The organism is Acidianus manzaensis, from assembly GCF_002116695.1.
GTDB lineage: Archaea > Thermoproteota > Thermoprotei_A > Sulfolobales > Sulfolobaceae > Acidianus > Acidianus manzaensis.
This window is the reverse complement of sequence record NZ_CP020477.1, coordinates 1812501-1837311: the sequence shown is the minus strand read 5'-3', so window position 1 is coordinate 1837311 and position 24811 is coordinate 1812501. Positions and strand designations below refer to the sequence as shown.

Here is a 24811-nt window from a genome sequence, read left to right as displayed (position 1 = left end):
AATTATAGAAATTTACTACTTATCCCTTTTATATTTAGAAGTCAACTTTCGTAAAATTTCAAGTTACACAAACCCAAACTAGTTTCATACTCTCATTATTTGCAATTTGCAGTAAAAGGATACACAAAATTACGTCTTTGAGGAAAGTTAATTATGACTTATCTAGTTTAATTTTTAAAGCTGCTAGAATTCAGTAAAAATTATATAATTGATTTGTGAATTGTTTTGATTTATTTTTAGTTAGATATACTGTTAGTGATAGAGTATTAAGAACCTACGATAAAATTTTTAGAGATAATATACAAAATAATATAGATGATATCAAAAAAGGAAAGTATTGAGAACAAATTAAGTAGAAAAAAACTTAGTTATCCTGAATTATTCTTCTTATCATTTGGAGGACAGGCTCCTTTCATTTCCCTATTAACTTTTGGGACTGTTATGATAGCATACGTGGGACAATTAGGAGCTTTTGCAATGTTGGTTGCTACTTTAGTAGTATTATTCAATGGGCTAACTGTATATTTCCTATCAAAGAGGTTCAACAGAAGTGGAGGCTATTACATTTATGCACTTTATGGATTAAGTAATAACTTAGGGTTAGAAACTGGTTGGAGTTATATATTATATGCATTAGCTTATGGTGGAACATTATTATCTGGTGGAGCATATGTATTATATTCGATAACAGGATTTAATCAACCAATTCTTGCGTTTATAGTAGCAACATTTGCCTCGTCATTAGTAATAATGGGAGTAAAAGTATCAGCAAAATATGCTACAGTAATGTCAATAATAGAAATGATAGCAATAATATCCCTATCTTTTATATTTCTTCATGATTCTGGATTTAGATTTTATAATCCTTTTAAATTAGATATTAATTCTTCATTCTTAGCTGCTGTAATATTTGGTTTAGGTATACCTACGGGCTATGGATCTATTGCTCCTTTAGCTAAGGATGCTGAAGATAAGCTAGCTATAGGTAAAGCTGCAATAACAGTACTATTAGTAGGTGGCCTACTAAGTACATTCTTTTTTTACTCTCTAGGTAGCATGAATTTCACCGGTAATTTAGTAGAATACCTTTTATCTAGATTTGGTATAATTTCATTACTAGGCATTTCTTTTATCGCTTTAAATGATGGAACATTAGGTGGAATGGCATACATTTTAGCAAATTCCAGGACTTTTAAAGCTATGACTGAGGATTCAGTTTTCCCGTCGATATTTAATAAGGAGTATAAAGGAAAACCACTTGCATCTGAATTATTTATAGCAATTGTTTTCATTTCAGTGTTAACATTAATGGCATACTTTATAGGACTATACAATACTTTCTTGAGTTTAGGAGCTGTTGCTGGTTTAAGTAATTTATTTATACATTCTTCCGCTAATTTCTCGCTAATTCGTATAGCTCATAAAAGATCTAAAAAACACGTTATTGAGTTATCTACAGCAATAATTGCCCTTATAATATCCGTCTTTGTATTAATTTATTCATTACCAGGAATACAAGTTTATATTCAGGATATATTCTTTGGTTGGATAATTTTTGGATTTTTATATGCAGAAGCATTAAATATTATAAAAGAAGATTCTAAAGCAGAAAAAGAGCAGTAAATAGTTATTTTTTAATAAAGCTTAATCCTAACATGGATAACATAATGTAAAAGCATGGAACAATTATTAACCATAAAGTACTATGATTTATAGATAATAATACTGGTGTCATCCCGCCGGCTAATACTGCAGATAATTGATAAGATATTCCAGCTGATAAAGTTCTATTTTCAGTCATAAATAATTCAGATAGTATTGTACCTTGAGCAGAATACGTAGCTGAATCTCCTATACCAAAAATAAGAAAAGAAAACAATACGCCAAGATAATTTTTATGCACAGAAAAAATAACAAAGAATATGATACTAATAATCATTAAAAGAAATCCAAAATATGACACGGTTTTTCTTCCTTTAATATCAGATAAATGACCAAATATAAGAATAAGAAAAATCTCCTCTATCGCAGTACTGAATAGAAAAATCATAGTTGATCTAAAACCTTGAAGTAATAAATATGCTAAGGAAAATGAAGCAAAGAAATAAAATGTAGAACTTTCACCTAATTTTACAGTTATTCCAATAATAACCTTTTTAAAATCTATTGAAAAACGATTATTAGATTTACGCATAAATAAAGGACTTTCATTAATTTTAAAAGAGAGAATAAATAAAAATACTAATAATATAGAAAAAAATAGAAATGCGTATCTATTTAAAGCTAAAATAGAAGATAAAAGCAAGCCGGCAGGTACTCCAATCTGTATAAAGCTTACCCAAAATGCTTTAAAAGCAGAAGTTTCTGCTACAATCACTGATGCACTGCTCCATTCCCCACCTAAACTAAATCCCATTAAAATGACTCCTATTAAAATAAAAATAGTTAAATTAGAGAATAAGCCTAAATTACCTAAAATTAAAAAAAGACTCGTAAGTAAAAGAGAGACCTTTCTTCCAAATTTATCTCCAACTAAACCAAAAACCATAGCCCCTAAAGGTCTACCTATAAAACCTGAGAAAAAAATTAAGAATGCTGATAAAATACCTATTAATTTTGAAAAGTAAATAGCTGATAAAATACCTGCAGAGAAAAAAGACGTCCATTCCAATACTGTAAGCAAAGATGCAATTACTATTACTAATGACTTCATTTTTTCTTCTTCCTTCTTCATGAATAATAAATTCCTGCACCTATATTAGCCTCTCCTGGTATCCTATCCGGAACACCACCATATTTTAACTTAGCAATACCATCATATGGAATAAAACATTCACCAAAAGATGCTAAAACAATCACATTATTTCCTCTTACGATAACACAATTTTGTATTGCTTCAGCTACAAATCCATCATTTTTGACTATTTCTTTCCTTAATTTAATTAATTCCTTGTACATATTAAGAAATTTGTTATTTATCTTCCAGCTTAACTTAGATCTTTCAAATGTAGAAATATCTTGAGGATCATAATAGTATTCTTTTAATTCCCTTTTTCTCCCTTCTCTTAATCCATTAATTATCACTGGATCAGAAAAATCAGTAAAAAATAAGAAAGGATTCTCTTCTCCATACTCTTCTCCCATAAAAATCATTGGAATATAAGGTAAAACCAAATAAAGAAATGGCGCTATTAACGCTTTTTCTCCAACTAGAGATATTAATCTTTTTCCATCCTTTCTATTTCCAACTTGATCATGATTTTGAGCATAAATTACAAATTTATGTTTAGGAATGCCATCTGGTAATTTCTTTCCATGGTGCTTTTTTCTAAATCTAGAATAAATCCCATCATATACAAATGCATTATTTATAGCTTTTACAAGCTGATTAATGTCTCCAAAGTCTTCATAGTATGAATCGTGTTCTCTAGTTAAAAGAGTATGTAATGCGTGATGAAAATCGTCTAACCATTGAGCATCTATACCATAACCACAATTTTCTTTAGGTAAAATTATCTTAGGATCGTTCAGATCACTCTCTGCTATAACTAATGCGTTTTTATTTTCTCTTTTTACTGCATCGTTAATTTCTTCTAAAATATGCTTTGGAGAATTATCAAATATGCTATGCACTGCGTCTAATCTTAAACCATCAGCATGATATTCTCTAATCCAGTACACTGCATTTTGAACTACATAATATCTTACTTCATCACTCCATGCTTCATCAAAATTAAATATAGGACCCCATGGCGTTTTATATCTTGAAGAAAAATAAGGACCAAAAACTCCAAGATAATTTCCTTCTGGGCCTACGTGATTATATACTACATCAATTATAACTCCAATACCTTTTTTGTGAGCTTCATTAATAAGTTCTTTAAGTTTATACGGTCCACCATAACTATTTTGAACAGCATATAACATGACTCCATCATATCCCCAATTTCTGCTTCCAGCGAATTGAGATACTGGCATTAATTCTATTGCATTTATACCAAGATCTTTTAGGTAATCTAATTTGTTTTTTACTCCATTAAAATCCCCACCAAAAGTTCCAACGTGAAGTTCATAAATAACTGGATTATCAGAAATGCCATACCAATCCTTATCCTCCCAATTGAATTCTTGTGAAACTATCATAGACCTTCCGTGAACTCCTTCTGGCTGATACCTAGAAGCAGGATCTGGATACTCTTTTCCATTAATTTTATATGAATATAAATCTCCAGCTTTAGCATCGATCTCCAAAGTAAAATATCCTAATTCGTCTTTATTATGTATTTCTATTTCGTCTCGTTTATTATCTTGATATAGAACTAAATTTAGTGAATCTACATATGGGGCCCATACGCTGAAAACCGTACTTTTTCCGTTAAAGTTAGCTCCTATTCTCATAACAAAAGTTATGAAGAACAAGGTTTAATTTTCTTAGTATTCTATAAAATGTATGGCTTTTGTAGAGAGACCTACTAGACCTGGTGAACCATACCCATTAGGTGCAAAAATTACTAAAGATGGAGTCAACTTTGTTTTATTTTCAGAAAACGCGACTTCTGTAGAACTTCTCCTATTTTCTCATGCAGACGATAAGGAACCTAAAGAGGTCATTAAACTCAAAGAAAAAACAGGTGATTTATGGCATGTATTAGTTCCAGGCATAATACCTGGACAACTCTATGCGTACAAAGTAGATGGACCTTATAAGCCAGAACAAGGATTACGATTTAACAAAAACAAAACTTTGATTGATCCTTACGCAAAAGCTTTATCTGGATTCATAAAATGGGATGATTCCTTATTCAGTTACAAGATTGGAGACCCTAATCAAGATTTATCCTTTGATGAAAGAGATTCTACACAATTCATACCTAAATCAATAGTTATATCAGACGAGTTTGACTGGGAAGGAGATAAACCATTAGGTTTAAGAATCCCATGGTCACAAACTATAATTTACGAGACTCACGTTAAAGGATTAACCATAAAGAGAAATGATGTAGAAGAACAATATAGAGGAAAATTCTTAGGATTAGCTTCAAAAAGCATGATATCGTATTTTAAAGATTTAGGGATAACTTCAGTAGAACTTATGCCTATACAACAGTTCGTTAGAGACAAATGGTTAACTGATCAAGGATTAACCAACTATTGGGGGTACAATCCTATAGCTTATTTTGCACCAGATTGTGGATATGCTACTTCTTGCTTAGGACAACAAGTTATTGAATTTAAAAAAATGGTTAAGGAACTTCATTCTGCAGGAATTGAAGTAATAATAGACGTAGTTTATAATCATACTGGAGAAGGGAATCAATTAGGTCCTACTTTGAGTTTTAAGGGAATAGATAATACTTCATATTACATGTTAAACCCTGAAAATCCTAGATTTTACATGGATTTTACTGGTACTGGGAATACTTTGAATCTTAGACATCCAAGAGTCCTTCAAATGGTAATGGATAGCCTAAGATATTGGGTCCAAGAAATGCATGTAGATGGATTTAGATTTGATTTAGCTTCTGCACTAGCTAGAGAATTATATAACGTAAATATGCTTTCAACATTCTTTGTAGCTATTCAACAAGATCCTATACTTTCTAGAGTTAAACTAATTGCAGAACCATGGGACGTAGGAGAAGGAGGATATCAAGTGGGAAATTTCCCTTATCAATGGGCTGAATGGAATGGAAAATATAGGGATACAATAAGGAGATTTTGGAAAGGAGAACCAATAGTTTATTCTGAATTAGCTAACAGATTAATGGGATCTCCAGACCTATATTTAGGATCTGGTAGAACTCCGTTTGCTAGTATAAATTACATTACATCTCATGACGGATTCACGTTACAAGATCTAGTAAGCTATAATCAGAAACATAATGAGGCAAATAAAATGGATAACAGAGATGGGACAGATGAAAATTATAGCTGGAATTGTGGATATGAAGGAGAAACAAATGATCCTAATGTTATAAACTGTAGAGAAAGACAAAAGAGAAACTTCATGATAACATTATTCATAAGTCAAGGAGTTCCTATGCTTTTGGGAGGAGATGAAATAAGTAGAACTCAAAAAGGCAATAATAATGCTTTCTGTCAAGATAATGAAATTTCTTGGTATAATTGGGATTTAGATGAAACTAAAAAAGCATTTAGAAATTTTGTACGATCAATGATTTATTTAAGGAAAGCACACGCAATATTCAGAAGAAGAAAATTCTTCCAAGGAAGAAAATTACTTGGATCGCCATATAAAGACTTAACATGGTTAAATCTGGATGGAACAGAAATAAACGAGCAAATATGGAATTCTCCTACACAAACAATAGCTTTTGTCCTAGCAGGAGACGCTATGGACGAAATTAACGACAGAGGAGAAAGAGTAGCAGATGATACATTTCTAATAATATTAAATGGTAATCCTAATCCAGCAAAGTTTAAAGTTCCAAAAATAGGAGAAAAATGGCAATTAGTTACATGGAGTTACGATAGAAATCCAAAAGATGGAGAAAATATAGTAAAAGCAGAACAAGAATTGGAAATAGAAGGTAGATCAGCATTAATTTATAAGAGGATATAAAAATGAGTTATAGACTACAATTAAATAAAGATTTCAATTTTGAAGATGTAATAAATCTTTTAGATTATTTCCAAAAACTAGGAGTAGAATATCTTTACCTATCTCCAATACTTCAAGCAAGAAAGAATAGCATGCATGGATATGATGTATTCGATTTTACTAAGGTTAATGAAGAATTAGGAGGAGAAGAAAAATTCAAAGAATTGGCAAAAAAGGCTAAAGAAAAAGGACTAAAGATAATTGTCGACATAGTTCCAAATCACATGGCGTTAGAAAATCCATATCTTATGGATATTCTAAAGAATGGAAAAAATTCAAAATATTCTAATTTCTTCGATATAGAAGGAGATAAAATAGTTTTACCAATATTAGGCGAACCTCTTAAGGAAGCGTTAAGTCAGAATAAACTTAAAATTGAAGAAGAAGGAAGAGAAAAATTCCTAGACTATTATGGACTAAAATTACCTTTACAAGGAGAAGGAAATAGCATAAAAGAACTTCTTGAAAAACAAAATTACATCTTGACATATTGGAAAGATTTTGAAAAAATTAATTATAGAAGATTTTTCGATGTAAATGGACTAATTGCTTTAAGGGAAGAAAATAGAAACGTATTTGAAGCAGTACATTCCAAAATATTTGAATTAGTTTCAAAAGGTTACATTCAAGCGATAAGAGTAGATCATATAGATGGTTTATTAAAACCTAAAGAATATTTAGAATGGCTAAGAGAAAAAGTAGGTAAAGATGTCCTTATTTATGTTGAAAAAATTCTTTCTTCAAATGAAAAACTAAGAAAAGAATGGCCAATAAATGGAACTACTGGCTATGATTTTCTTAGAGATATCAATTTATTATTTATTGATCGTGATAATGAAGAAATATTTAAACAAATTTACGAAGAATTTGTAGGAGAAGAACTCATTGAAGCAATTAATAAAAGAAAAGCTAAAGAAGACGTTATAAAGCAATTATTCGAAGGAGACATAATAAGGGTTTCGAATCAAATAGAAAAACTTACAGGAAAAAATTACAGACTTGATATAGAAAAATTCTTACCTTGTATGGAAGTATATAGAACATATATTGATGAACAAGATATAAGTTGGGAAGATTTAGAGGAAATAAAAAAGGCTATTGAATGTTCTCCTAGAATATTAACTTTAATAAGTAATAAAAAGGCAATGATGTATCTTCAAGAACTAGAAGATCCAATTATGGCCAAAGGATATGAGGATACTTTCTTATATAGAGATAATACGTTAATATCTCTAAATGAAGTGGGAAGCGACAGAAAATTCGGAATAACTTGTGAGGAATTTCATGTTAGAAATATAGAAAGAGAAGAGCTTTGGTCTAAAACTATGATAACTACTTCAACTCATGATACTAAATTTAGCGAAGATGTTAGAGCTAGATTAAACGCATTAAGTAGAATACCAAAAGAATGGAAAGAAAAAGTATTTTATTGGAATTTAATTGCACAAAAATACAAAAGAAATGGAAATCCAAGTAGGAATGATGAATATAGGCTTTATCAAGCATTATTAGGATCATTTACAGAATTTTCAGAAGAATATGAAAAAAGAATAATAAATTACATGATAAAAGCAGTGAGAGAAGAAAAAATAAAGACCTCATGGGTCAACGTAAATGAAGAGTACGAAAATGACTTGATAAATTTCATTAGAAATATCCTCAAAGATCAAGAATTTCTTAACTCTTTTATACCATTTTGGAAAAAAATCAATAGAGCCGGAGCTATAAATTCAGTATCTCAGACAATCTTAAAAGTTACATCCCCAGGATTGCCGGATACTTATCAAGGAAATGAAACTTTAACTTACTTATTAGTAGATCCAGATAATAGGATTAAAGTTGATTTTAATAAACTTAAACAAAAATTAGAAGAAGTAATTAGAGAAAATCCAAAAGAATTACTAAAGAGTGTAGAAGATGGAAGACTAAAATTATATGTAACTTGGAAACTGCTTAATTTTAGAAAAGAAAATCCAGAATTCTTTAAGGGTTATTCACCAATATTAATAAAAGGAGAAAAAAATGCAAATTTCTGCTCATTTGAAAGAAATAATTTAATAGTGTTGGCCCCATTAAATCCTTTTGACTTATCGTTTGAAAATACAGAGATAGAAATTCAAAATAAAGTTAAAAATATAATAACAGATGAGGAAGGTAAAGTTGAAGAACTGATCAAAGACTTTCCGTTTGGTGTATTTATCAAATTATAGCAAGTATTCCCAAAAGTAACATTAAAGCAGTGGAAATCCAATAAGCTATATACCTTAGATTTCTTGTATAGTATTCTCCCATTATTTTTCTATTTCTAGATATTATTCCTAAGATTATAACAGGACCTATCAAAGCAAAAACAAAAAAGACAAGCAAATCTAAAACTAGACTAATTAAATCACCTGGAGGAACAATCAGCGTAGCTATTACGGCTGGTATACTTTCTATTATATAAATTAAATTAAAATTCTTTATACCTAAAGCCTCAGCTACTCCCCATGCACTACCTAAAGAAATTACTATTAAAGCTAGGAATCCTGCACTTATTAAACCTATTCCGAAAATATAAGGAGAATATGGACCGGCTATAGGATTCATAACCCTAGCTAAGTCGGAAGCTGAAGCAAAAGTAGAAGGATCAGATGCTTTGGAAATCCCAGAAAAAGCCATTTCTACTATTGCCATTAGAATTTCTGTAACTATTGCGCCAACAAGAGTTTCTCTTCTAACGTACTTTATTCCAAGGTCTTTAAAAGTCCATTTCACTTCTTTACTTTTTATCGCAGTAGCTGAAGCTTGAAAGAATAGCATAAAAGGCATTATAACAGCTCCTACAGTAGCAGCCAATAGGAATAGGTAATTTGGAGTAAATGAAATATAAACTGGGGAATAAGGTTGAATTCCTCTAAATATCAAGGTTAAGAGCAAACCAATAATTAGTAATGCTGAAATTCCAAGCAATATTTTCTCTGCTTTCAAATATTTTTGTTTAATTACTACACTAAGATGAATTATATATATTATTGGTATAGTTAAATAAATTGGTAATCCTATAACTTCCAATCCTATTGCAATACCTAAGTATTCTATAATGTAAGTAACAGCATCAGTCAAAGCCATAGGTAATGCCATTAAAACTGAAATCTTTTTGCTATAATTTTCTCTAATTATTTCTCCTAGTCCTTTATTAGTTACTATTCCTATTCTACCAGAAACCTCTTGAATAATATACAATGGAACAATAAGTAATAGCATAATCCAAACAAAGCCATATTTGAAAGTAGCTCCTACTTGAGCAGCTCCAATTACACTACTAGCATCCATATCAGCCATCATGACTAGCCATGCAGGACCAAAGAGCATCATAAATTTCATTTTACGACTAGTCGTATTCCATTTACGCCACATCGTAAATAGATTTTATTCAATCTAATATAAATGTTTCTACTTAGATTTTAGGGTTGAACGAGTAATAGGACATATATTATTAGAAATTATATACTATATACTTACTAAACTGAAAGATGTCAATAAAATATGTATATTACAATAATTTGGCTTATCTTTCCAAAGTATAAAAACTAGCTTAGCGAATACATTTATATGTCTTAGAATTACTTATTATTTATGAATAAACTACTTACCATAGTATTTTTAATTCCATTAATGTTAATGCCACTTGCTTTAGCAGGAACAAATGGAAATACGAATACTTACTACGCAGATTACACTATAACATACACTACTAGCGCTAACTTACAAGCATCTCATAATATGAGTAGCTTAAAAGGTTCATTTGAAGCTAATTCTAATTTAAATATTAATATTTCTTCAACTCCAATAAGCAATGGCAAATTTAATGATAGTGTATTATTAAATGGATATATGTACTATACATTAAACATTCTTACTTCCGGGCTGACTATTAGCAACACTCATAATACATCTATAAATGATAAAATTAGCTTTATATCTAATTATTCTATACAAAATGTAACTAATATTCTAAGTATTATAAATATGTTTAATATAAGTTTTAGTAAATCAGGAAATATAACATATAATAATATAACTATATTATATAATGTTAACTTAGAGAAAATAGGAACAGTCACAGTGACTTTAAATAATACCAAATATACGGGTTACGTCTATTCAATAAGTGGTAATGTTACGTCTATGACGACAACAATGTCTAAGTTCTCATTAAATACAATGAAGAATATAAATGGAAAGATAATATCTCTGAATAATGGTCTAATATATAGTGCAAATATATCTGGAAACGGACACACTATCATTGGATCAAATCACTTTAGCATGTCTGGAAAATCTACTAGCTTATTAACAATTAAACTGCTTTCAACAAATATTGGTGCGAAATCAATCGGAAGCTTTATACAAATAACAACTAAATCGGTAAACAATTCAGCTACACAAAAGACTAGCAATACTACTATTAGTAATATAAAAACTACTCCTACTAATTTAACTACTATAAAGCCAAGTAGTGCTTCTTCGTTAAACTTAAAAGATATATTATTGCCTGCAGGAATAATTGTAGCTATAGCTGTAGCAATAGTTCTAATCAGAAAGTTATTCTAATTTTTTTAAAATAAAATCTAAAGCTTATCTAGAAAAAAGATATATCTTTGTTTTCTTCACTAGTTTAATATGAGTGTTGTAATAGCTAGAAATTTAACTAAAAAATACGGAGACTTTACTGCGGTAGATCATATAAATTTTGAAATAGAAAAAGGAGAAATTTATGGTTTTCTTGGACCTAACGGAGCAGGAAAAACTACTACAATAAAGATGCTAACAGGATTAACTCCGATTACAGAAGGAGATGCTGAAATTGCAGGCATAAGTATAAATAAAAATCCTAGAGAAGCTAAGAAAAAAATTGGATGGATTTCATCAGAAGTAATAGTAGATGATGAATTGTCTGCATGGGAAAATATTGAAATACAAGCAAAACTATTAGGAGTAAAAGATTGGAAAGATAGAGCTCTAGATCTGCTAAATTACTTTGGGATTAAAGAATTCAAAGATAGAAAAGCAGGAAAATTCTCTACTGGAATGAGGAAAAAACTAGAAGTAACAATGGCACTACTTCATTCTCCAGAAGTAATTTTTATGGACGAACCTACAATTGGCTTAGACGTTAATACTAGAGCGTCATTATGGAATTTAATTAGAGAAGTAAATAGAGATTATTCAGTCACAATACTTCTAACTACTCATTACATGGAAGAAGCTGATGCATTATCCAATAGAATAAGTATAATAAATAAGGGAAAAATTATAGCTACTGGTACTCCAGATGAATTAAAAGAAAAATATGGAGGAGATGTAATAGAATTAGAAATAAAGAAAGATGAAATACCAATAGATAAACTGGATCAAATAGGAAAAACCATCAAAAAAGATGGAAAAATAACTATAAGAGTTTCAAACGCTGAAAGTGTTCTATTAGATGTAATAAATACAGTAGGATCTAATAATATTAAATCATTAAAGATAAACAAATCTAGCCTTGATACAGTATTCTTAAATCTAACTGGAGGAAGCCTTGAAGATAATCAAGAATTTAATGCTAAAAGATTCTACGCTATGTTAAGGAGGGCGACCAGGTAATGTTAGATGGTCTAGAAGCATTATACATGAGAGAAGTAAAAAGAATTTATAGAAGCGTATATATGTGGATAATGATTATCTCTCAGCCAGTATTATGGTTAGTATTCTTTGGAAGTAGCTTTTCTCATGTTCCTTCAGAATTTCTGCAGACATTCTTCCATACAAACAATTATATAGCCTTCATACTACCAGGTGAACTTTCAGTTTCAATGTTATTTGTGGGCATGTTCTCGTCGATGAGTTTAATCCAGGATAAAAGATTTGGATATATGAAAAGAATATTTATTACACCAGTGCCTAAATATTATGTATTCTTATCAAAAATTCTAGGAGGAATCACTAGGGGAATTATTCAAGTTCCTATAATGTTAGGTGTGGCGTTAGCTTTAGGAGTATCTTTGAACCTTAACTTGATCTCAATAGTTACTATCGTTTTATCTCTAGTATTTTTAGGAATGGGATTTTCCTCTTTATATGCAATATTTACAATAAAGACGTCTGATTGGCAAGCTCCAGGCGTAATTGCAAATCTGATTAACCTACCATTAATGTTTTCTAGCACAGCATTATTTCCTAAAACATTCTTTCCTGGGTGGCTAGTAGATATAAGTGACATAAATCCTATAACGTATTCTGCTGAATTAGGTAGAGAAGCATTATTATCTGGAGATCCTAATTGGAGTTACTTAGGAATATTAGCACTATTTGCTTTTATAATGGTAGTATTAGGAAGTTATTTAACAAATAAATTTATGCAAGCTGAATAAAAAGAATAAATTAAAATATTTTTCCTTAATATTTCGCATTATATAGTAGTTAAATAATATATTTTACATCTTATTTTAATTTGAAACTGTAAAAGAACTACTTAAAAAGAGAAAAAATAAAAGACTCTATATAGCTTACTGTATATTATCATTAAGATGAAAGCTGGATTACTGATAGATAGAAATAAATTAATAGTAAAAGATGTTTCTGATCCTAAAATAGAAAATGAAGAAGTAATAGTAAAAGTAAGGAAAGCGAGCATTACGCGTTTTGATTTAATGAATATAAATAATCCTACAAAATTGCCTATAATACCAGGGGCAGAATTTGCTGGAGATGTCGATGGAAAGAAAGTTGCAGTATATACTAGAACATATGATGGAACATGCAAAATGTGTAGAAAAGGAATGGAAATGTTTTGTCTATCTGGAAAAAGAATAGGAGTAGATATTAATGGCGGATTCGCTGAATATGTTAAAGTCCCAAAATCAAATATATTTTACTCTGATTTATCTTACGAAATTCTTTCTAGTCTTTCATTAACTGCTTTAGCTCCTTATCATGCTTTAAGAACTGCTAACGTCAAAAAGGAAGATACAGTTATTGTTCTAGGCGCATCAAGTAATACAGGAATATTTGCATTACAATTAGCTGAAATTATTGGAGCCAAAACAATTGGTATAACTAATAATAATATTAAAGTATCAAAAAATATCTTCAACTACGCTGAGGCAATTGAAAAAGTTAAGGAAACAACTGATGGGGAAATGGGAGATATTATAATAAATCCATTAGGTAGTAAATACTTAGATTTAGCTTTAAAATTAGTGAAAAAAGGCGGTACAATAGTTACCTTCGGAACATTATATGGTTCAGAAGCTAAAATTAATCTGAGTTATTTATATCTTAATCAAATTAGCTTAATAGGGACTGTAAGAGGAACAGTTCAAGAATTTAAAGAATTACTAGAATTATGCAAAAAATGTAAACCATATATATGGAAAGAGTTTTCTTTAGAACAGATTAATGACGCGATTAGCGAAATGTCGTCATCAGAAAGAAAAGGAAGAATAGTATTAAACATAAACTAAAGCCACCATAAAAATTTTTATTATAGAACAGATACTTCATAAATAGATGAAAATTTTATTCTTGTTAAACAAATATTCCGGAATAACTATATTGTTATTAATCTCATTCATTAGTAGGCTAATGTCTGTCCCATGGCTTTACCAATTTCTTTACTTTCTCTTCACATTACCTGATTATTCACTAGAAGGATTCTTACTAAATTTAAGTATAATAGCTTTACTCGTAATTATAATAATTCCAATAGCAATAGCTAAAGGAATAAATTTAATAATAAGACTAAAAGATTCGAGACATTAAGACTTCATACGACTTATCTTTCATTTTTCCTAAAAATTGTATAAAAAATTTTTAAAGTTCTGATTTTTCAAGTTTTAAGTTCAACACGTCAGCTATTTTTATGTCTGCATTAATGCTTTGCTTATCAAATGACTGGATAATATATGATCCAATCATTTCTTGAGTATACCTTGATTCAGGTTTTAGAAGATAGTATACAGGATTCCTTTTAGGTATCTTTAATTTAGTAATATCTATTAGTTCAGAAGTAATTTTTGCATTAGGAAAGATCACTTTCAATATATTTTCTTGAATTTCTAGGTTAAGTTTCTCTAATTCTTGCAATGATGAAAATTCTTTACCTTTAAACGGTTCCACTAGTTTATTCATAATTTCTTTATCTACATCTTTACCTTCTTTTAATATTGAATTTACTAATTTCATAGCTGCACAATCAGTATGAGGCAAAAATATTACTTCATCAACATCTTTAATATTCCTTAGCATATCTTTTATTTCGTATACGTTAGCTCCCGCATTTCTTATAATTAATGTATTATTATCTGCTCTTTTTAGTATTTCTTCACTTAATCTATAGTCCATACACGAAATAACTAACCTTTTCATTGCATAATAACTGTATAGCTTACTTATATTTTTTAAATAGATAAAACTTACTTTCCAAACATTGAGAAAGATATTACATAAGATAAACTATAAATACTCAAATAACGTAAAATATAAATGCGGTCGTAGTCTAGCATGGATTAGGACGCCTGCCTGCCACGCAGGAGGTCCCGGGTTCAAATCCCGGCGGCCGCAGTGTGGGGTATCCCCACGCCCAAACTATTTTCTTCCATTTTAAGATATGATTTTATTACGTCATCTAAAGGACCGACGTAATGTTCCTTTCCGTCAGTACTCGACACTCTCGATAAATAGACATAATACCGACTTTTAACTTCACGTATGATTATATCACCAAACGTATAAGTCTTCTTTTTATTAGAATACACTCCTAAAACCCCACTCTTAACTTTACGGTTGCCAATTTTGATTTATAAGTGATTAACAACAATGCCTTTTGTAGAATTTTTACGTAGTATTAAAAGAAAATAGTTACGATTCATTATTATCTAAAAATAAAAAATATACTAATCACTTACAAAAGAAAAAATTAAACTAAATTTAAACATAAATCTAGAGAAATTCATGATATTAATTCCGGATAACTTCTAGGCAACTTTTATTGATATTATAAAGTTAAATAAATTAATATATCTCATATAAATTCGTATTTTTATGAAATTTATAATTTTTATGAATTTTTTCTTAATAACTACTTATTATATTGTGTAAGGTACTTTGGAATTTTAATATAATTATGTCATCTTACTGTTTGTAGATAAAGATATATCTTTAAAGCGGTATTTCTTTTTCTATGAACAATAAATTTCCGATATTTTATGCTGTAATAATTGTTGCCATAACTTTTGCCTTAAGAGCTTCGAATAATATGGTTATAACTACTGTACCTCTAATAGCTAGGTACGATTTCCATTTTTCTGATATATTAATAGGTTTAGTATCTTCATTTGCTGCTATATTTGCTTTTATTTCTTCAGGCTTTCTCAATTCTAGGTTAGAATCAGTAATAAGAAGAAGAATGTTTATCTTATTTTCAGTTTTATATGGAATTGTATTTCCTTTATTCTATTTTGCAAATTCTTTGAATATTTGGTTTTTTGGTGCATTTCTAGGTTTTTCTATGGGCATTATTATGCCAAACATAATGACTTCTGCAGGTCTTTTTCAGGATAGGAAGACTAGAGAACGTATGTTATCATTATATACTTTAACTTTGAGTACTTCATTAATTTTAGGTCCTTTGATCGAATCAGCTATACTTCTGAAGTATACTTTATTTCAAGCTTTTCTTTTCTTCTCAATATTTAGCTTGTTAGTTGCTATTTTTTCTTTTAAATTAAAATTTCCAAAAGAAGATACTAAAATAGATGTAGCTGAGACTAAATTTAAGGAAATATTGAATAATTCTGGATTTAAGTTATCTATAATGTTGACGTTAATATATTCTATGCCATTCGGTATGATTACTACTTTTGGTGCTATATATGCTGTAGATTATTTTCACGCTTCCTATTCTCTAGCTACAGCATTATTTGGAGTTTTCTTCGCTACTTCTTTTCTTGGAAGATTATTGTTAACTATCTTTACTCCAAAGAATCTATGGAATCCAATTTTGATTTCGTCATCATTAACTATTTTAGGTTTATTTCTAATTTTCATTTCACCTGATCTGCCATTTTATATTATGTCTCTTATAGTTTTAGGAATTCCTCATGGATTAACTTATCCGTTATCCTTAGTTACAATATCTAGAAGTTTTAAAGAATCTAGAAGAAATATGGCTAATAGTTATTTTTCTGCTACTATGATGGGTTTTACATCTTTTGTTCCAATAATAATATCTTCTATTGTAAATATTTTTGGGATAAAGAGCTCATTTATTATATTAGAACCTATTTCTTTAGCCTTCTTTATTTCTGTGATAAGATTATATCAAACAAATAAGAATAGGCTAAATATAAAATAATTTCTAGTTTTCCATATACTTCATGACATTTTTATATAACGGAAAAATTTTATTGCAATAAAGATATCATGCTATTGTGAGAATTTTATTACATTCATACATGCTTGAAGCTGGAAGTGGAGGAGTTAAAAGAAACAGAGAAATAGTAAAATATTGGAAAAAATACGTTGATGAAATACTTTATGTACCATTACTGGGAGATATGAAAAGAGCATCCGTAGATGATAAATTTAGAAAGTCAATGTATTCAGAAATTAAATCTCTAGGAATGACAATACCAGAAAAAATTGATGAAATATTAAATGATAAATCGCTATTTAAAGAAATCAAATTACATTATAATACTGTTGAATATGATCTTTATAGTAATTTTACTTATTATTGGATAAGCAATAGAATAACCAAAAAAATTGGAAAAATAAATTCAGATATTTATTATGCTCAACAAGAATTTCCTCAGATGGTATATTTTTTATCTCAAATATCAGCAAATAATAATGTAGGAGCCTTAGTTCATATAGAAAATTTTTTTGGTAGTTTATTTGACGACTTTAAACATTTTTATAACGCTTACTCTTCACTTGGTTTTGATGGATTTCTTTACTCTTTATATATTTCGCTTTTTAGATCAAATCCTAGAAGAAGGAAATGGCAAGAATTGATAAGTGAAGGAAGAGTCAAATTTGCATTTTCTGTGTCTGAAGATCTATCTCAATTATATCCTTTTATGAGAAATATATATACTAAGGTTCTAAGACCAGCTAATGCGTTTGATAAAAAATTACTAAAGCTGAGAGAAACAGATAAGGAAGATTATGCTGTTTTCTATGCAAGACTAAGTCCAGCAAAAGGAGTATTAGAAATTCCTAAGATAGCAAAAAAATTAAACAGAAAGGTCATAGTATTGGGGAAATTTACAGATAATAAAATAGAAAAGAGATTTATGAAAGAAAAGAATGAAAATGTAGAATACCTAGGGTTTGTAAATGATGAGAAGTTACAAGATATAGTATCTAAAGCTAAAGTCTTAATTTATCCTTCTCATGCTGACTCATTCTCTTTAGTAATTTTAGAATCTCTTGCTATGGGAACTCCAGTAGTGGCGTATAGAATTCCAGGTATAAGGAAAGTTTATGATAAATTACCTGCTGTAAAATTAGTAAAAGAGAACGATATAGATGAAATGAAAAAAGAAGTAGAAAAAATATTTTCATTACCTAAAGAAGAATATCAAAACATGATTAATGATAGAAAGCTTATGGAGTTTCTTGATGAGCACTCGAGCTGGGAAAAAGTTGCGTTAAATGAGTTAGATGAATTAAAAAAAGTAGTAAATTCCTAAGTTTCTATAATAATGTTATTGTATTTTTCTAATTCTCAATAGAAAGAAAGTATTATGATAATAAACTTTATTATTTTATGTATAAGTAACTAAGTATGGGAGTCTTTAAAAAAGAAAAAATATATCCTGGACAACACAACATTGAAAGCATAGTACAAGCGTTTTCTCAATATTTGCAAAATGATGGATGGAAAGTCCAGTATAAGACAGAAGATGGAAAAGCAATAATACAAGCACAAAAAGGTGGAATATTAAGAGATATATTTGCAGCAGATAGAGCTTTACAATTTACATTTGAGCAAACTCCAGAGGGCTTAAAAGTTGTAGCTGGTGTAGGAAAATGGGTACAAAATCTAGGTGTTACTGTTATCGAAGCCTTAATTTATACTCCTTTGCTTGCAGTTGATGTACCAGAAATGCTATGGACTGAACATGTTGAATCACAAATAATGAAGGAGTTAGATAGAATAGTTAATACGTAATCTTTTAAAATCTATACTATATACTTATTTTTGATGAACCATAAAGTATTATCATTTTTTGTTATTGGATTGCTAATAATTACTAGTTTACTTTATTATTTATATTCATCAGGTTATTTTTATATAGTAAAAATAGAAGGTGAAAATATAATTATTAAATCAGATAATCTAGAATTAAGTAAAAATATTAATATTTCACTATCTAATTCAACAATTATTACGCATGGCGGTCAGCTAATAGATTTTAATCTTACTATTCTAAATAATAATGAAGCTTTATGTATAAATATTACTAGAATTACAGTTTCTTCTCCGTTTATCTTAATTTCTGCTCCACATTTGCCGATAACTGTTTTTCCTAATTCTACATCGTCGGCTATAATTAGTATAAAGACACCAATGGCTGAATATTCTTCTCCAATAATAATATCTTTATACGTTGTAAGCAGTAAAGCTTAGTTTCTAGTGTAAAATCTATCAACTACACATAACTTTGCTGATATCATGAAATTTACTTTAGACATATTTAAAATAAATATATTAGTTATCGATAATATTATAATATATATTTATTTTTCATATTATAGAGATAGATAAAGATTAAAAACTCTATTATATGTATTTATCAATGGAAAGCGCTGTCATAGTAGTTGTAGGAGCAGATAAGCCAGGAATTGTTGCAGGAATATCTTCTAAGTTAGCTGAAAATAATGTAAATATTATAGATATCTCTCAGACTGTATTAAGAGGAATTTTTGCAATGATTATGATAGTCGATATTTCTAAGAGTAAAATAAATATTTCTAAGCTTAGAGAAGAATTACAATCCAAAGGAAAGGAATTAGGAGTCGAAATATTAGTTTATCATGAAGAAGTATTCAAATATTTGGAGAGGGTATAAATGAAATATACAGCTGATGAGATTGTAGAAGTAGTTAGAATGCTTAGTGAAGAGGATTTAGATATAAGATCAGTTACTCTAAGCGTAAATACGCTTTTTGCTTTATCTGATAACTTAAATAAAATAATTGAAAAATTAGATAATTTAAATAGTCTATTTTCTAGGTTTTCCTCAACTGTAGATAAGATTCAAGATAAATTAGGAGTAAGAATTGTTACAAAAAGAATAGCTGTTTCACCTATTCAATATTTTCTAGAAATTGATGGAATTGAAGGATTGGAAATAGCAAAAAAATTAGACGAAATGGCTGAGAAAAATAATATAGATTATATAGGTGGATATTCAGCCTTCGTAGATAGAGGTTTCACAAAAGGTTCTAAAAGAGTTATTGATACGTTAAGCGAAACTATGAACTCTACAAGAAGAATAACTGGAATGATAAATGCTGCATCTACTATGTCTGGAATAAATACTGATGGAGTAAGATATTTTACTGATCAGATATTTAAAATGAAGCCAGAAGCTTCCTCTAGAGTTACTATAATGGCTAATGTGCCACCAGATTCTCCTTTTGTTCCCTCAGCACACCATGGTAATGGAATGCCAGAAGCTATGATTTCTGTAGCTGTAAGTGGACCTGGAGTAATAGAGTCTGCTATAAGAAGAAATAACCCTAAAAATTTTCAAGATCTTCATGATATAATTAAAAGATCTGCTTTCAAAATAACTAGATTAGGAGAATTAATAGGAAAAAACGTTGCTAATGAATTGAAAGTTAGCTTTGGTTCAGTAGACTTATCTTTAGCTCCCTCTCCAAAGGTAAAAGATAGTGTAGCAGGGATAATAGAGGCTATGGGAATTGAAAAAATGGGTGGACATGGAAGTCTAATGGCATTAGCGATACTTATGGACGCTATAAAGAAGGGAGGAAGTATGGCTACATCATCGGTGGGAGGATTAAGTAGTGCGTTTATTCCAGTTAGTGAAGATGCTATAATGTCAGAAAGAGCTTCTGAAGGATATATAGATTTCTTTACTTTGTTAGCTTTATCATCTGTTTGCAATAGTGGAATTGATATGGTAGGAATAAGTAAAAAACAAGGTAAAGATAAAGTAGTAGGTTTAATTATGGACGTGTTAGCAATGGGAATTACTATAAATAAGATTTTAGGAGTTAGAGTTATTCCATTAGATCTAGATCCTGGAAGCCATGTTGATTTAGGCGGTCTTTTAGGTAAGGTTGTGGTAATGAAATTAAAAGAAGTAAACGTCGAAAAATTTGTTAATCTAGGTGGATTTGTACCTAATACTATTAAGAGACTTGAGATGGGTTGACTATATATATTCCTTGGAGATTTCCATAATATGCCTGAATCTCAAACATTATAGGCTTAAATTCAAGGTTTTTTACTGGTGAATATATCTTAACTATTTTCCAACTATCTGCAGTTAATTTACTTATATTTGATTTCCATAGTAGCCCATTAGCATCTGACATATTCTTATTCAGAAATATTCTAAAATATGGATGAATAACTTTAGGTAAATTGGAATTTTTGGGAATATAACTTACATTTAAGATTATACTATCTATATAACCATTACTGTTTTTAATAATTTTTATAATTTTTATTGTTATAGAATCTTCATAAAAAGTATAATTATAGTGGAAGTATAATGCTAGGCTAAACATTACTACTATAGAAAGCATGGTTATTCCTACTATTTTATTTCTATCTATATGTATTTTTTCAGATTTAGTCTTGATGGAATTACTTTGACTTTTGTCTATATAATTTAAAAATGGCCAGTACATTAGATAGTTCCATAATACTCTGTATTCCATAAATAGAATAAAATATGGAAATGAAGTCCAAGTATTTTGAAATCTTTTATAATATAATACAAAAAGTATTATCTCTACTAAACCTACAATGATCATACATAAGGTAAAGTATATTCTATCAATGTAAAATAGTCCATTAAACGAAATTATTGATGGACCGAAGCCAATTCCGATTAAATTAGCAGTAATAGGATATAGTACATCTTGAATATATTCTTTAAAATTTAAAAAGATAAAATAACCATTAAATACTAAAAATGTAAGAATACTATAGAGTAAAAATTTAGATACACTTTGTTTCTCCTTATAAAGATAAATTATATAAAAAGGAAATAAGAGTAAGGGAACTTGTTTTAATGCTACGGAAATACCATATAGAATACCCTTAAACTTGACGTTTTTAACAAAAAATGAGAATGAAACAAAAAATACCCACATTATATCAGTAATTCCACCTTGAGGATAGAAAAGATAGGTTAAATTAGCAAATATAGCAGACATAAAATATGGAAAAATACTTAATGAATTTAATCTTCTTAAAAATATATAATATAATATAATAGTAGCTAAAAAGAATGAAATTAACGTATAGTCGGGTGAAACATTTAATAATACCGCAGGAACTTGAATTAAAAAAGCTAAGGATGGATAATTTAGATTTGTTACTACACCTCCTGTAGTCAAAGGCGTACCTTTTAAGATAGGAGATACATTATAGAATGAAAATACATTTGCAGTGTTTGCTGGATTATATGGATTTAAACCATGAAGAAAGAGATATGCTGAATAATAATCGATCATAACTTCATCTGTTCCAAAAAATGGATGGGAATATCTAACAAAATAGAATATAAATGATATTATATAAACTATCAATGAAATCTCAGGTAGAAGATACGTTATCATACCAAAAATTACTAGTATGGAAAGAATTACTGCGACAAATAAAGAATAAAAATGAAATATTAAAGAATACACTATTATAGAAGATATTATCTCTATTACAATAAAATAATCCATCCATTCGAAATTCAATTTCAAAAAGAGCAATATTCCTGCAATAACAAGGAAGGATAAGTCAAGACTAATAAGAAATATGCTAAGATAATTAGGACTAGAGAAGACTAGTATTGCTAGTAAAATAAATAATTGAGAGATATTAGTACTAAAAGCTTGTCTCTTATCCATCCTTAATTTAACATACTAGCTTGCAAGATAAAGCTTTTGCAAAGTGAATTTACATCGCTTAGTATAAAAATATTTATTACATATCACAACTTTTTAAAAACATAATGAAAACAAAATGTATTCACTTACTAGTTTACTTAAATTATAACATCTGCAAAAGCCTTAAATTATATAACTAAAATAGTATCATGTAATGCAAAGTATTAAGTATTCTATACCAGTAGCCCTGCTAACGTGGTGGATTCCATTTCTTGGAGGATTAATAACTGGATTAGTATCAGGATTTGCTGAAAGAAAAATAAGTCACTCTATAATTTCATCTGCAACTGCATCAATTATAGCTTCAGCATTATATATTCTATTATTTGTTAAAATAGTAGAAATACCAATTTTAGGTAATTTCTTGCCTGTAATAACAGTCATATTGTGTAGTGTTAGTAGCGTAATTAGTATAATTACTGCATATTTTATCTCTTCTAATATAGTAAGGTTTTCTTCCGAAGAAAATTCAGCTAAGATAGAGTTTTACGCTAAAAATCAGGAAGAAATAGAAGAAAAGATAAAACCATACGAAAATGGATGTAGTGATCCACAATATTCTTTCTACGGAGAAGATAAAGTAGTAGTTACTAGAAAATGCAATGGTTTTACATTAAAGTATGAAATAGTAAAGGAAGGTAGAAGATATAAAGTATCATTATATTTAGAAGGAGCGTAATACTTTTTTAGTCTTCATGATTTATCTTATTTATATATCTTTCATATTCTTTAGCTGTATTATTCCAATCATATTTTTTTGATTCATTCAAACTATTTATTGAGTATTCCTTCATTATATCTTCATTACTAGTTATATAATCAATCTTACTCGCCATAGCATCAAAATCTTTATACCCTACTGTAAACCCGTTGTAGCCATTCCTTATTATTTCTGGCATTGATCCTGTATTATAAGCTATTGCTGGTGTACCACAAGAATTAGCTTCAACAATAGTCATACCCCATCCTTCTATAAAAGATGTGGAAACTATAACCCAAGCTCTTTGGTATGCCTTAATTTTTTCGATTTCACTAATTTTTCCTAGGTACTGGATTCCTTCCTTTCTAGCTATTTCTGAAAATTCTTCTTGTAATTCTCCTCCTCCTGCTACAATAAAATTAACTTTATTCTTTACTCTTCGCTTTATTTCAATTATATCGAACGGGTTCTTATATTTCATTAATCTTCCTAACCATAGTACTGTTGGTTTATTACTCTTTATACCAGGCATAAATTTATCATGATCAACACCATTATATATTACGGTAATCTTAGATTCGTCTACCCCTAGCTTTTTAATTAAATCATTTTTTGTAGTATTAGAAACCGATATCATGTATTTATAGTTCTTTATTTTCCTTTCTGCTAACTTTATTATATTTGCCATGGCAGGATTAAGCTCAAATTTCAAAACATCTTGATGAACATGATGGACTAAAGCTATTGCTTTTTTATTAACTAAATAAGAAAAGAAAGGAACAGCATGAGCTACACTATCTATAACAATATCATATTTTTTTGCTTCAATAGGTGCGAATAAATGCAATGTAAACTTATTTCCTCTTCTTACTATTCTTATATTATCAATTACTTCTTCATCTTTTCTTCCTTTCACCTTTTCTGATAACCACGTAACATTATCTAATCTCCTTCCTATTTGATAAATTACTTCTTCTGCTCCACCTGCTTGTGGATGATATAAGTCTCTGTGATTTATGAACAGTATATTCATTGGATTCTTTTTTAATGGGCAGAGGTTTATTATTTTTGTATGATCTCATTAATAGTATCGGAAGAGAATCCAACTTTACCTAAGGATATATTTACTGTATTCAATGACGTTAAGATATTTAACATGAAATACTATCCTGGACACGGAATAAGAAAAGATGAACAAGATAGAATGTATAGAGAATTAGCGCAAATTAAGAGAGAAGTAGAAAAGGCAGATGTAATACTATACGCTAGGTCTTATGGAGTATTTGATAAGAAAGGCATGAGAAAGTTAA

General features: G+C 29.1%; 23 protein-coding genes and 1 tRNA gene (1 of these 24 running past the window's edge). 17 read left to right on the top strand and 7 right to left on the bottom strand.

Going from position 1 to position 24811, the window contains the following annotated elements:
- Window positions 1-315: 315 nt before the first annotated feature.
- Window positions 316-1623 (top strand): APC family permease, encoded by a 1308-nt coding sequence (locus tag B6F84_RS09275; RefSeq protein ID WP_148691973.1) that lies wholly within the window; start codon window positions 316-318, stop codon window positions 1621-1623.
- A 4-nt stretch (window positions 1624-1627) separates the two neighbouring features.
- Here B6F84_RS09275 and B6F84_RS09270 read toward each other — a convergent pair whose 3' ends face one another.
- Together B6F84_RS09270 and treZ are read right to left on the bottom strand one after the other, a co-directional pair.
- The gene (locus B6F84_RS09270; protein WP_148691972.1) at window positions 1628-2734 is read right to left on the bottom strand and encodes an MFS transporter; all 1107 of its coding nucleotides are present in this window, start codon (window positions 2732-2734) and stop codon (window positions 1628-1630) included.
- Window positions 2731-4398: a malto-oligosyltrehalose trehalohydrolase gene (treZ, locus tag B6F84_RS09265; protein ID WP_148691971.1), complete on the bottom strand. Its 1668-nt coding sequence runs from the start codon at window positions 4396-4398 to the stop codon at window positions 2731-2733. The genes B6F84_RS09270 and treZ overlap by 4 nt, the downstream gene beginning before the upstream one ends.
- A gap of 52 nt (window positions 4399-4450) precedes the next feature.
- Between treZ and glgX the strand changes: the two genes are divergently transcribed.
- Window positions 4451-6583: a glycogen debranching protein GlgX gene (gene glgX / locus B6F84_RS09260; RefSeq protein WP_148691970.1), complete on the top strand. Its 2133-nt coding sequence runs from the start codon at window positions 4451-4453 to the stop codon at window positions 6581-6583.
- Window positions 6584-6585: 2 nt separating this feature from the next.
- Window positions 6586-8832 carry a malto-oligosyltrehalose synthase gene (gene treY, locus B6F84_RS09255; RefSeq protein ID WP_148691969.1) on the top strand — a complete coding sequence of 749 codons (2247 nt, stop codon included), beginning with the start codon at window positions 6586-6588 and terminating at the stop codon, window positions 8830-8832.
- Here the strand turns inward: treY and B6F84_RS09250 are convergent.
- The gene (locus tag B6F84_RS09250) at window positions 8822-10021 is read right to left on the bottom strand and encodes an NRAMP family divalent metal transporter (protein ID WP_148691968.1); all 1200 of its coding nucleotides are present in this window, start codon (window positions 10019-10021) and stop codon (window positions 8822-8824) included. The two genes, treY and B6F84_RS09250, sit on opposite strands and share 11 nt — an antisense overlap.
- Window positions 10022-10240: 219 nt before the next feature.
- Between B6F84_RS09250 and B6F84_RS09245 the strand changes: the two genes are divergently transcribed.
- The 5 genes from B6F84_RS09245 (at window position 10241) to B6F84_RS09225 (ending at window position 14410) form a co-directional block, all read left to right on the top strand.
- On the top strand, window positions 10241-11218 hold the full coding sequence (locus tag B6F84_RS09245) for a hypothetical protein (RefSeq protein WP_148691967.1): 978 nt from the start codon (window positions 10241-10243) through the stop codon (window positions 11216-11218).
- 69 nt (window positions 11219-11287) lie between these two features.
- Window positions 11288-12253: an ATP-binding cassette domain-containing protein gene (locus B6F84_RS09240; RefSeq protein WP_148691966.1), complete on the top strand. Its 966-nt coding sequence runs from the start codon at window positions 11288-11290 to the stop codon at window positions 12251-12253.
- Window positions 12253-13020: an ABC transporter permease gene (locus B6F84_RS09235; protein ID WP_148691965.1), complete on the top strand. Its 768-nt coding sequence runs from the start codon at window positions 12253-12255 to the stop codon at window positions 13018-13020. The genes B6F84_RS09240 and B6F84_RS09235 overlap by 1 nt, the downstream gene beginning before the upstream one ends.
- Window positions 13021-13176: 156 nt before the next feature.
- Entirely contained in the window at window positions 13177-14112 is a 936-nt protein-coding gene (locus B6F84_RS09230) for a zinc-binding dehydrogenase (RefSeq protein WP_148691964.1), read from the top strand.
- Between the two features lie 46 nt (window positions 14113-14158).
- A complete protein-coding gene (locus tag B6F84_RS09225) occupies window positions 14159-14410 on the top strand; it encodes a hypothetical protein (protein WP_148691963.1) in 252 nt (83 codons plus the stop codon).
- Window positions 14411-14461: 51 nt separating this feature from the next.
- On the opposite strand, the gene B6F84_RS09220 is transcribed toward B6F84_RS09225, so the two are convergent.
- Window positions 14462-15016: a carbonic anhydrase gene (locus tag B6F84_RS09220; protein WP_148691962.1), complete on the bottom strand. Its 555-nt coding sequence runs from the start codon at window positions 15014-15016 to the stop codon at window positions 14462-14464.
- Window positions 15017-15135: 119 nt separating this feature from the next.
- On the opposite strand from B6F84_RS09220, the gene B6F84_RS09215 reads away from it, so the two are divergent.
- Window positions 15136-15211: transfer RNA gene (locus B6F84_RS09215), tRNA-Gly, on the top strand.
- Here the strand turns inward: B6F84_RS09215 and B6F84_RS09210 are convergent.
- The gene (locus B6F84_RS09210; RefSeq protein ID WP_236748937.1) at window positions 15193-15405 is read right to left on the bottom strand and encodes a putative integrase; all 213 of its coding nucleotides are present in this window, start codon (window positions 15403-15405) and stop codon (window positions 15193-15195) included. The two genes, B6F84_RS09215 and B6F84_RS09210, sit on opposite strands and share 19 nt — an antisense overlap.
- Before the next feature lie 425 nt (window positions 15406-15830).
- On the opposite strand from B6F84_RS09210, the gene B6F84_RS09205 reads away from it, so the two are divergent.
- From B6F84_RS09205 to B6F84_RS09180, 6 genes are all read left to right on the top strand, one after another.
- A complete protein-coding gene (locus B6F84_RS09205; RefSeq protein WP_148691961.1) occupies window positions 15831-17003 on the top strand; it encodes an MFS transporter in 1173 nt (390 codons plus the stop codon).
- Between the two features lie 76 nt (window positions 17004-17079).
- Entirely contained in the window at window positions 17080-18345 is a 1266-nt protein-coding gene (locus tag B6F84_RS09200) for a glycosyltransferase (protein ID WP_148691960.1), read from the top strand.
- 95 nt (window positions 18346-18440) lie between these two features.
- The gene (locus tag B6F84_RS09195; protein ID WP_148691959.1) at window positions 18441-18827 is read left to right on the top strand and encodes a hypothetical protein; all 387 of its coding nucleotides are present in this window, start codon (window positions 18441-18443) and stop codon (window positions 18825-18827) included.
- A 33-nt stretch (window positions 18828-18860) separates the two neighbouring features.
- The gene (locus tag B6F84_RS09190; RefSeq protein ID WP_148691958.1) at window positions 18861-19286 is read left to right on the top strand and encodes a hypothetical protein; all 426 of its coding nucleotides are present in this window, start codon (window positions 18861-18863) and stop codon (window positions 19284-19286) included.
- A gap of 169 nt (window positions 19287-19455) precedes the next feature.
- Window positions 19456-19728 (top strand): ACT domain-containing protein, encoded by a 273-nt coding sequence (locus B6F84_RS09185; RefSeq protein WP_148691957.1) that lies wholly within the window; start codon window positions 19456-19458, stop codon window positions 19726-19728.
- Entirely contained in the window at window positions 19729-21063 is a 1335-nt protein-coding gene (locus tag B6F84_RS09180; RefSeq protein WP_148691956.1) for a DUF711 family protein, read from the top strand. It abuts the gene before it with no gap.
- Here B6F84_RS09180 and B6F84_RS09175 read toward each other — a convergent pair.
- Window positions 21041-22762, bottom strand: coding sequence for a hypothetical protein (locus tag B6F84_RS09175; protein WP_148691955.1), 1722 nt, complete (start codon window positions 22760-22762; stop codon window positions 21041-21043). The genes B6F84_RS09180 and B6F84_RS09175 overlap by 23 nt on opposite strands.
- A gap of 193 nt (window positions 22763-22955) precedes the next feature.
- On the opposite strand from B6F84_RS09175, the gene B6F84_RS09170 reads away from it, so the two are divergent.
- Window positions 22956-23480, top strand: a complete 525-nt coding sequence (locus B6F84_RS09170) for a hypothetical protein (protein WP_148691954.1) — start codon at window positions 22956-22958, stop codon at window positions 23478-23480.
- Window positions 23481-23487: 7 nt separating this feature from the next.
- Here B6F84_RS09170 and B6F84_RS09165 read toward each other — a convergent pair whose 3' ends face one another.
- Window positions 23488-24534 carry a glycosyltransferase family 4 protein gene (locus B6F84_RS09165; protein WP_148691953.1) on the bottom strand — a complete coding sequence of 349 codons (1047 nt, stop codon included), beginning with the start codon at window positions 24532-24534 and terminating at the stop codon, window positions 23488-23490.
- 39 nt (window positions 24535-24573) lie between these two features.
- On the opposite strand from B6F84_RS09165, the gene B6F84_RS09160 reads away from it, so the two are divergent.
- A protein-coding gene (locus B6F84_RS09160) for an aspartate racemase/maleate isomerase family protein (RefSeq protein ID WP_148691952.1) crosses the window boundary here: on the top strand, window positions 24574-24811 show its 5' portion. It continues 398 nt past the right edge of the window; only the first 238 of its 636 coding nucleotides appear in the window; the start codon lies at window positions 24574-24576; its stop codon lies off the right edge, out of view.

Coding starts and splice junctions, on each gene's coding strand:
- B6F84_RS09275 (WP_148691973.1), top strand. CDS start 316: ATGATATCAAAAAAGGAAAGTATTGAGAACAAATTAAGTAGAAAAAAA.
- B6F84_RS09270 (WP_148691972.1), bottom strand. CDS start 2,734: ATGAAGAAGGAAGAAGAAAAAATGAAGTCATTAGTAATAGTAATTGCA.
- treZ (WP_148691971.1), bottom strand. CDS start 4,398: ATGAGAATAGGAGCTAACTTTAACGGAAAAAGTACGGTTTTCAGCGTA.
- glgX (WP_148691970.1), top strand. CDS start 4,451: ATGGCTTTTGTAGAGAGACCTACTAGACCTGGTGAACCATACCCATTA.
- treY (WP_148691969.1), top strand. CDS start 6,586: ATGAGTTATAGACTACAATTAAATAAAGATTTCAATTTTGAAGATGTA.
- B6F84_RS09250 (WP_148691968.1), bottom strand. CDS start 10,021: ATGTGGCGTAAATGGAATACGACTAGTCGTAAAATGAAATTTATGATG.
- B6F84_RS09245 (WP_148691967.1), top strand. CDS start 10,241: ATGAATAAACTACTTACCATAGTATTTTTAATTCCATTAATGTTAATG.
- B6F84_RS09240 (WP_148691966.1), top strand. CDS start 11,288: ATGAGTGTTGTAATAGCTAGAAATTTAACTAAAAAATACGGAGACTTT.
- B6F84_RS09235 (WP_148691965.1), top strand. CDS start 12,253: ATGTTAGATGGTCTAGAAGCATTATACATGAGAGAAGTAAAAAGAATT.
- B6F84_RS09230 (WP_148691964.1), top strand. CDS start 13,177: ATGAAAGCTGGATTACTGATAGATAGAAATAAATTAATAGTAAAAGAT.
- B6F84_RS09225 (WP_148691963.1), top strand. CDS start 14,159: ATGAAAATTTTATTCTTGTTAAACAAATATTCCGGAATAACTATATTG.
- B6F84_RS09220 (WP_148691962.1), bottom strand. CDS start 15,016: ATGAAAAGGTTAGTTATTTCGTGTATGGACTATAGATTAAGTGAAGAA.
- B6F84_RS09205 (WP_148691961.1), top strand. CDS start 15,831: ATGAACAATAAATTTCCGATATTTTATGCTGTAATAATTGTTGCCATA.
- B6F84_RS09195 (WP_148691959.1), top strand. CDS start 18,441: ATGGGAGTCTTTAAAAAAGAAAAAATATATCCTGGACAACACAACATT.
- B6F84_RS09190 (WP_148691958.1), top strand. CDS start 18,861: ATGAACCATAAAGTATTATCATTTTTTGTTATTGGATTGCTAATAATT.
- B6F84_RS09185 (WP_148691957.1), top strand. CDS start 19,456: ATGGAAAGCGCTGTCATAGTAGTTGTAGGAGCAGATAAGCCAGGAATT.
- B6F84_RS09180 (WP_148691956.1), top strand. CDS start 19,729: ATGAAATATACAGCTGATGAGATTGTAGAAGTAGTTAGAATGCTTAGT.
- B6F84_RS09175 (WP_148691955.1), bottom strand. CDS start 22,762: ATGGATAAGAGACAAGCTTTTAGTACTAATATCTCTCAATTATTTATT.
- B6F84_RS09170 (WP_148691954.1), top strand. CDS start 22,956: ATGCAAAGTATTAAGTATTCTATACCAGTAGCCCTGCTAACGTGGTGG.
- B6F84_RS09165 (WP_148691953.1), bottom strand. CDS start 24,534: ATGAATATACTGTTCATAAATCACAGAGACTTATATCATCCACAAGCA.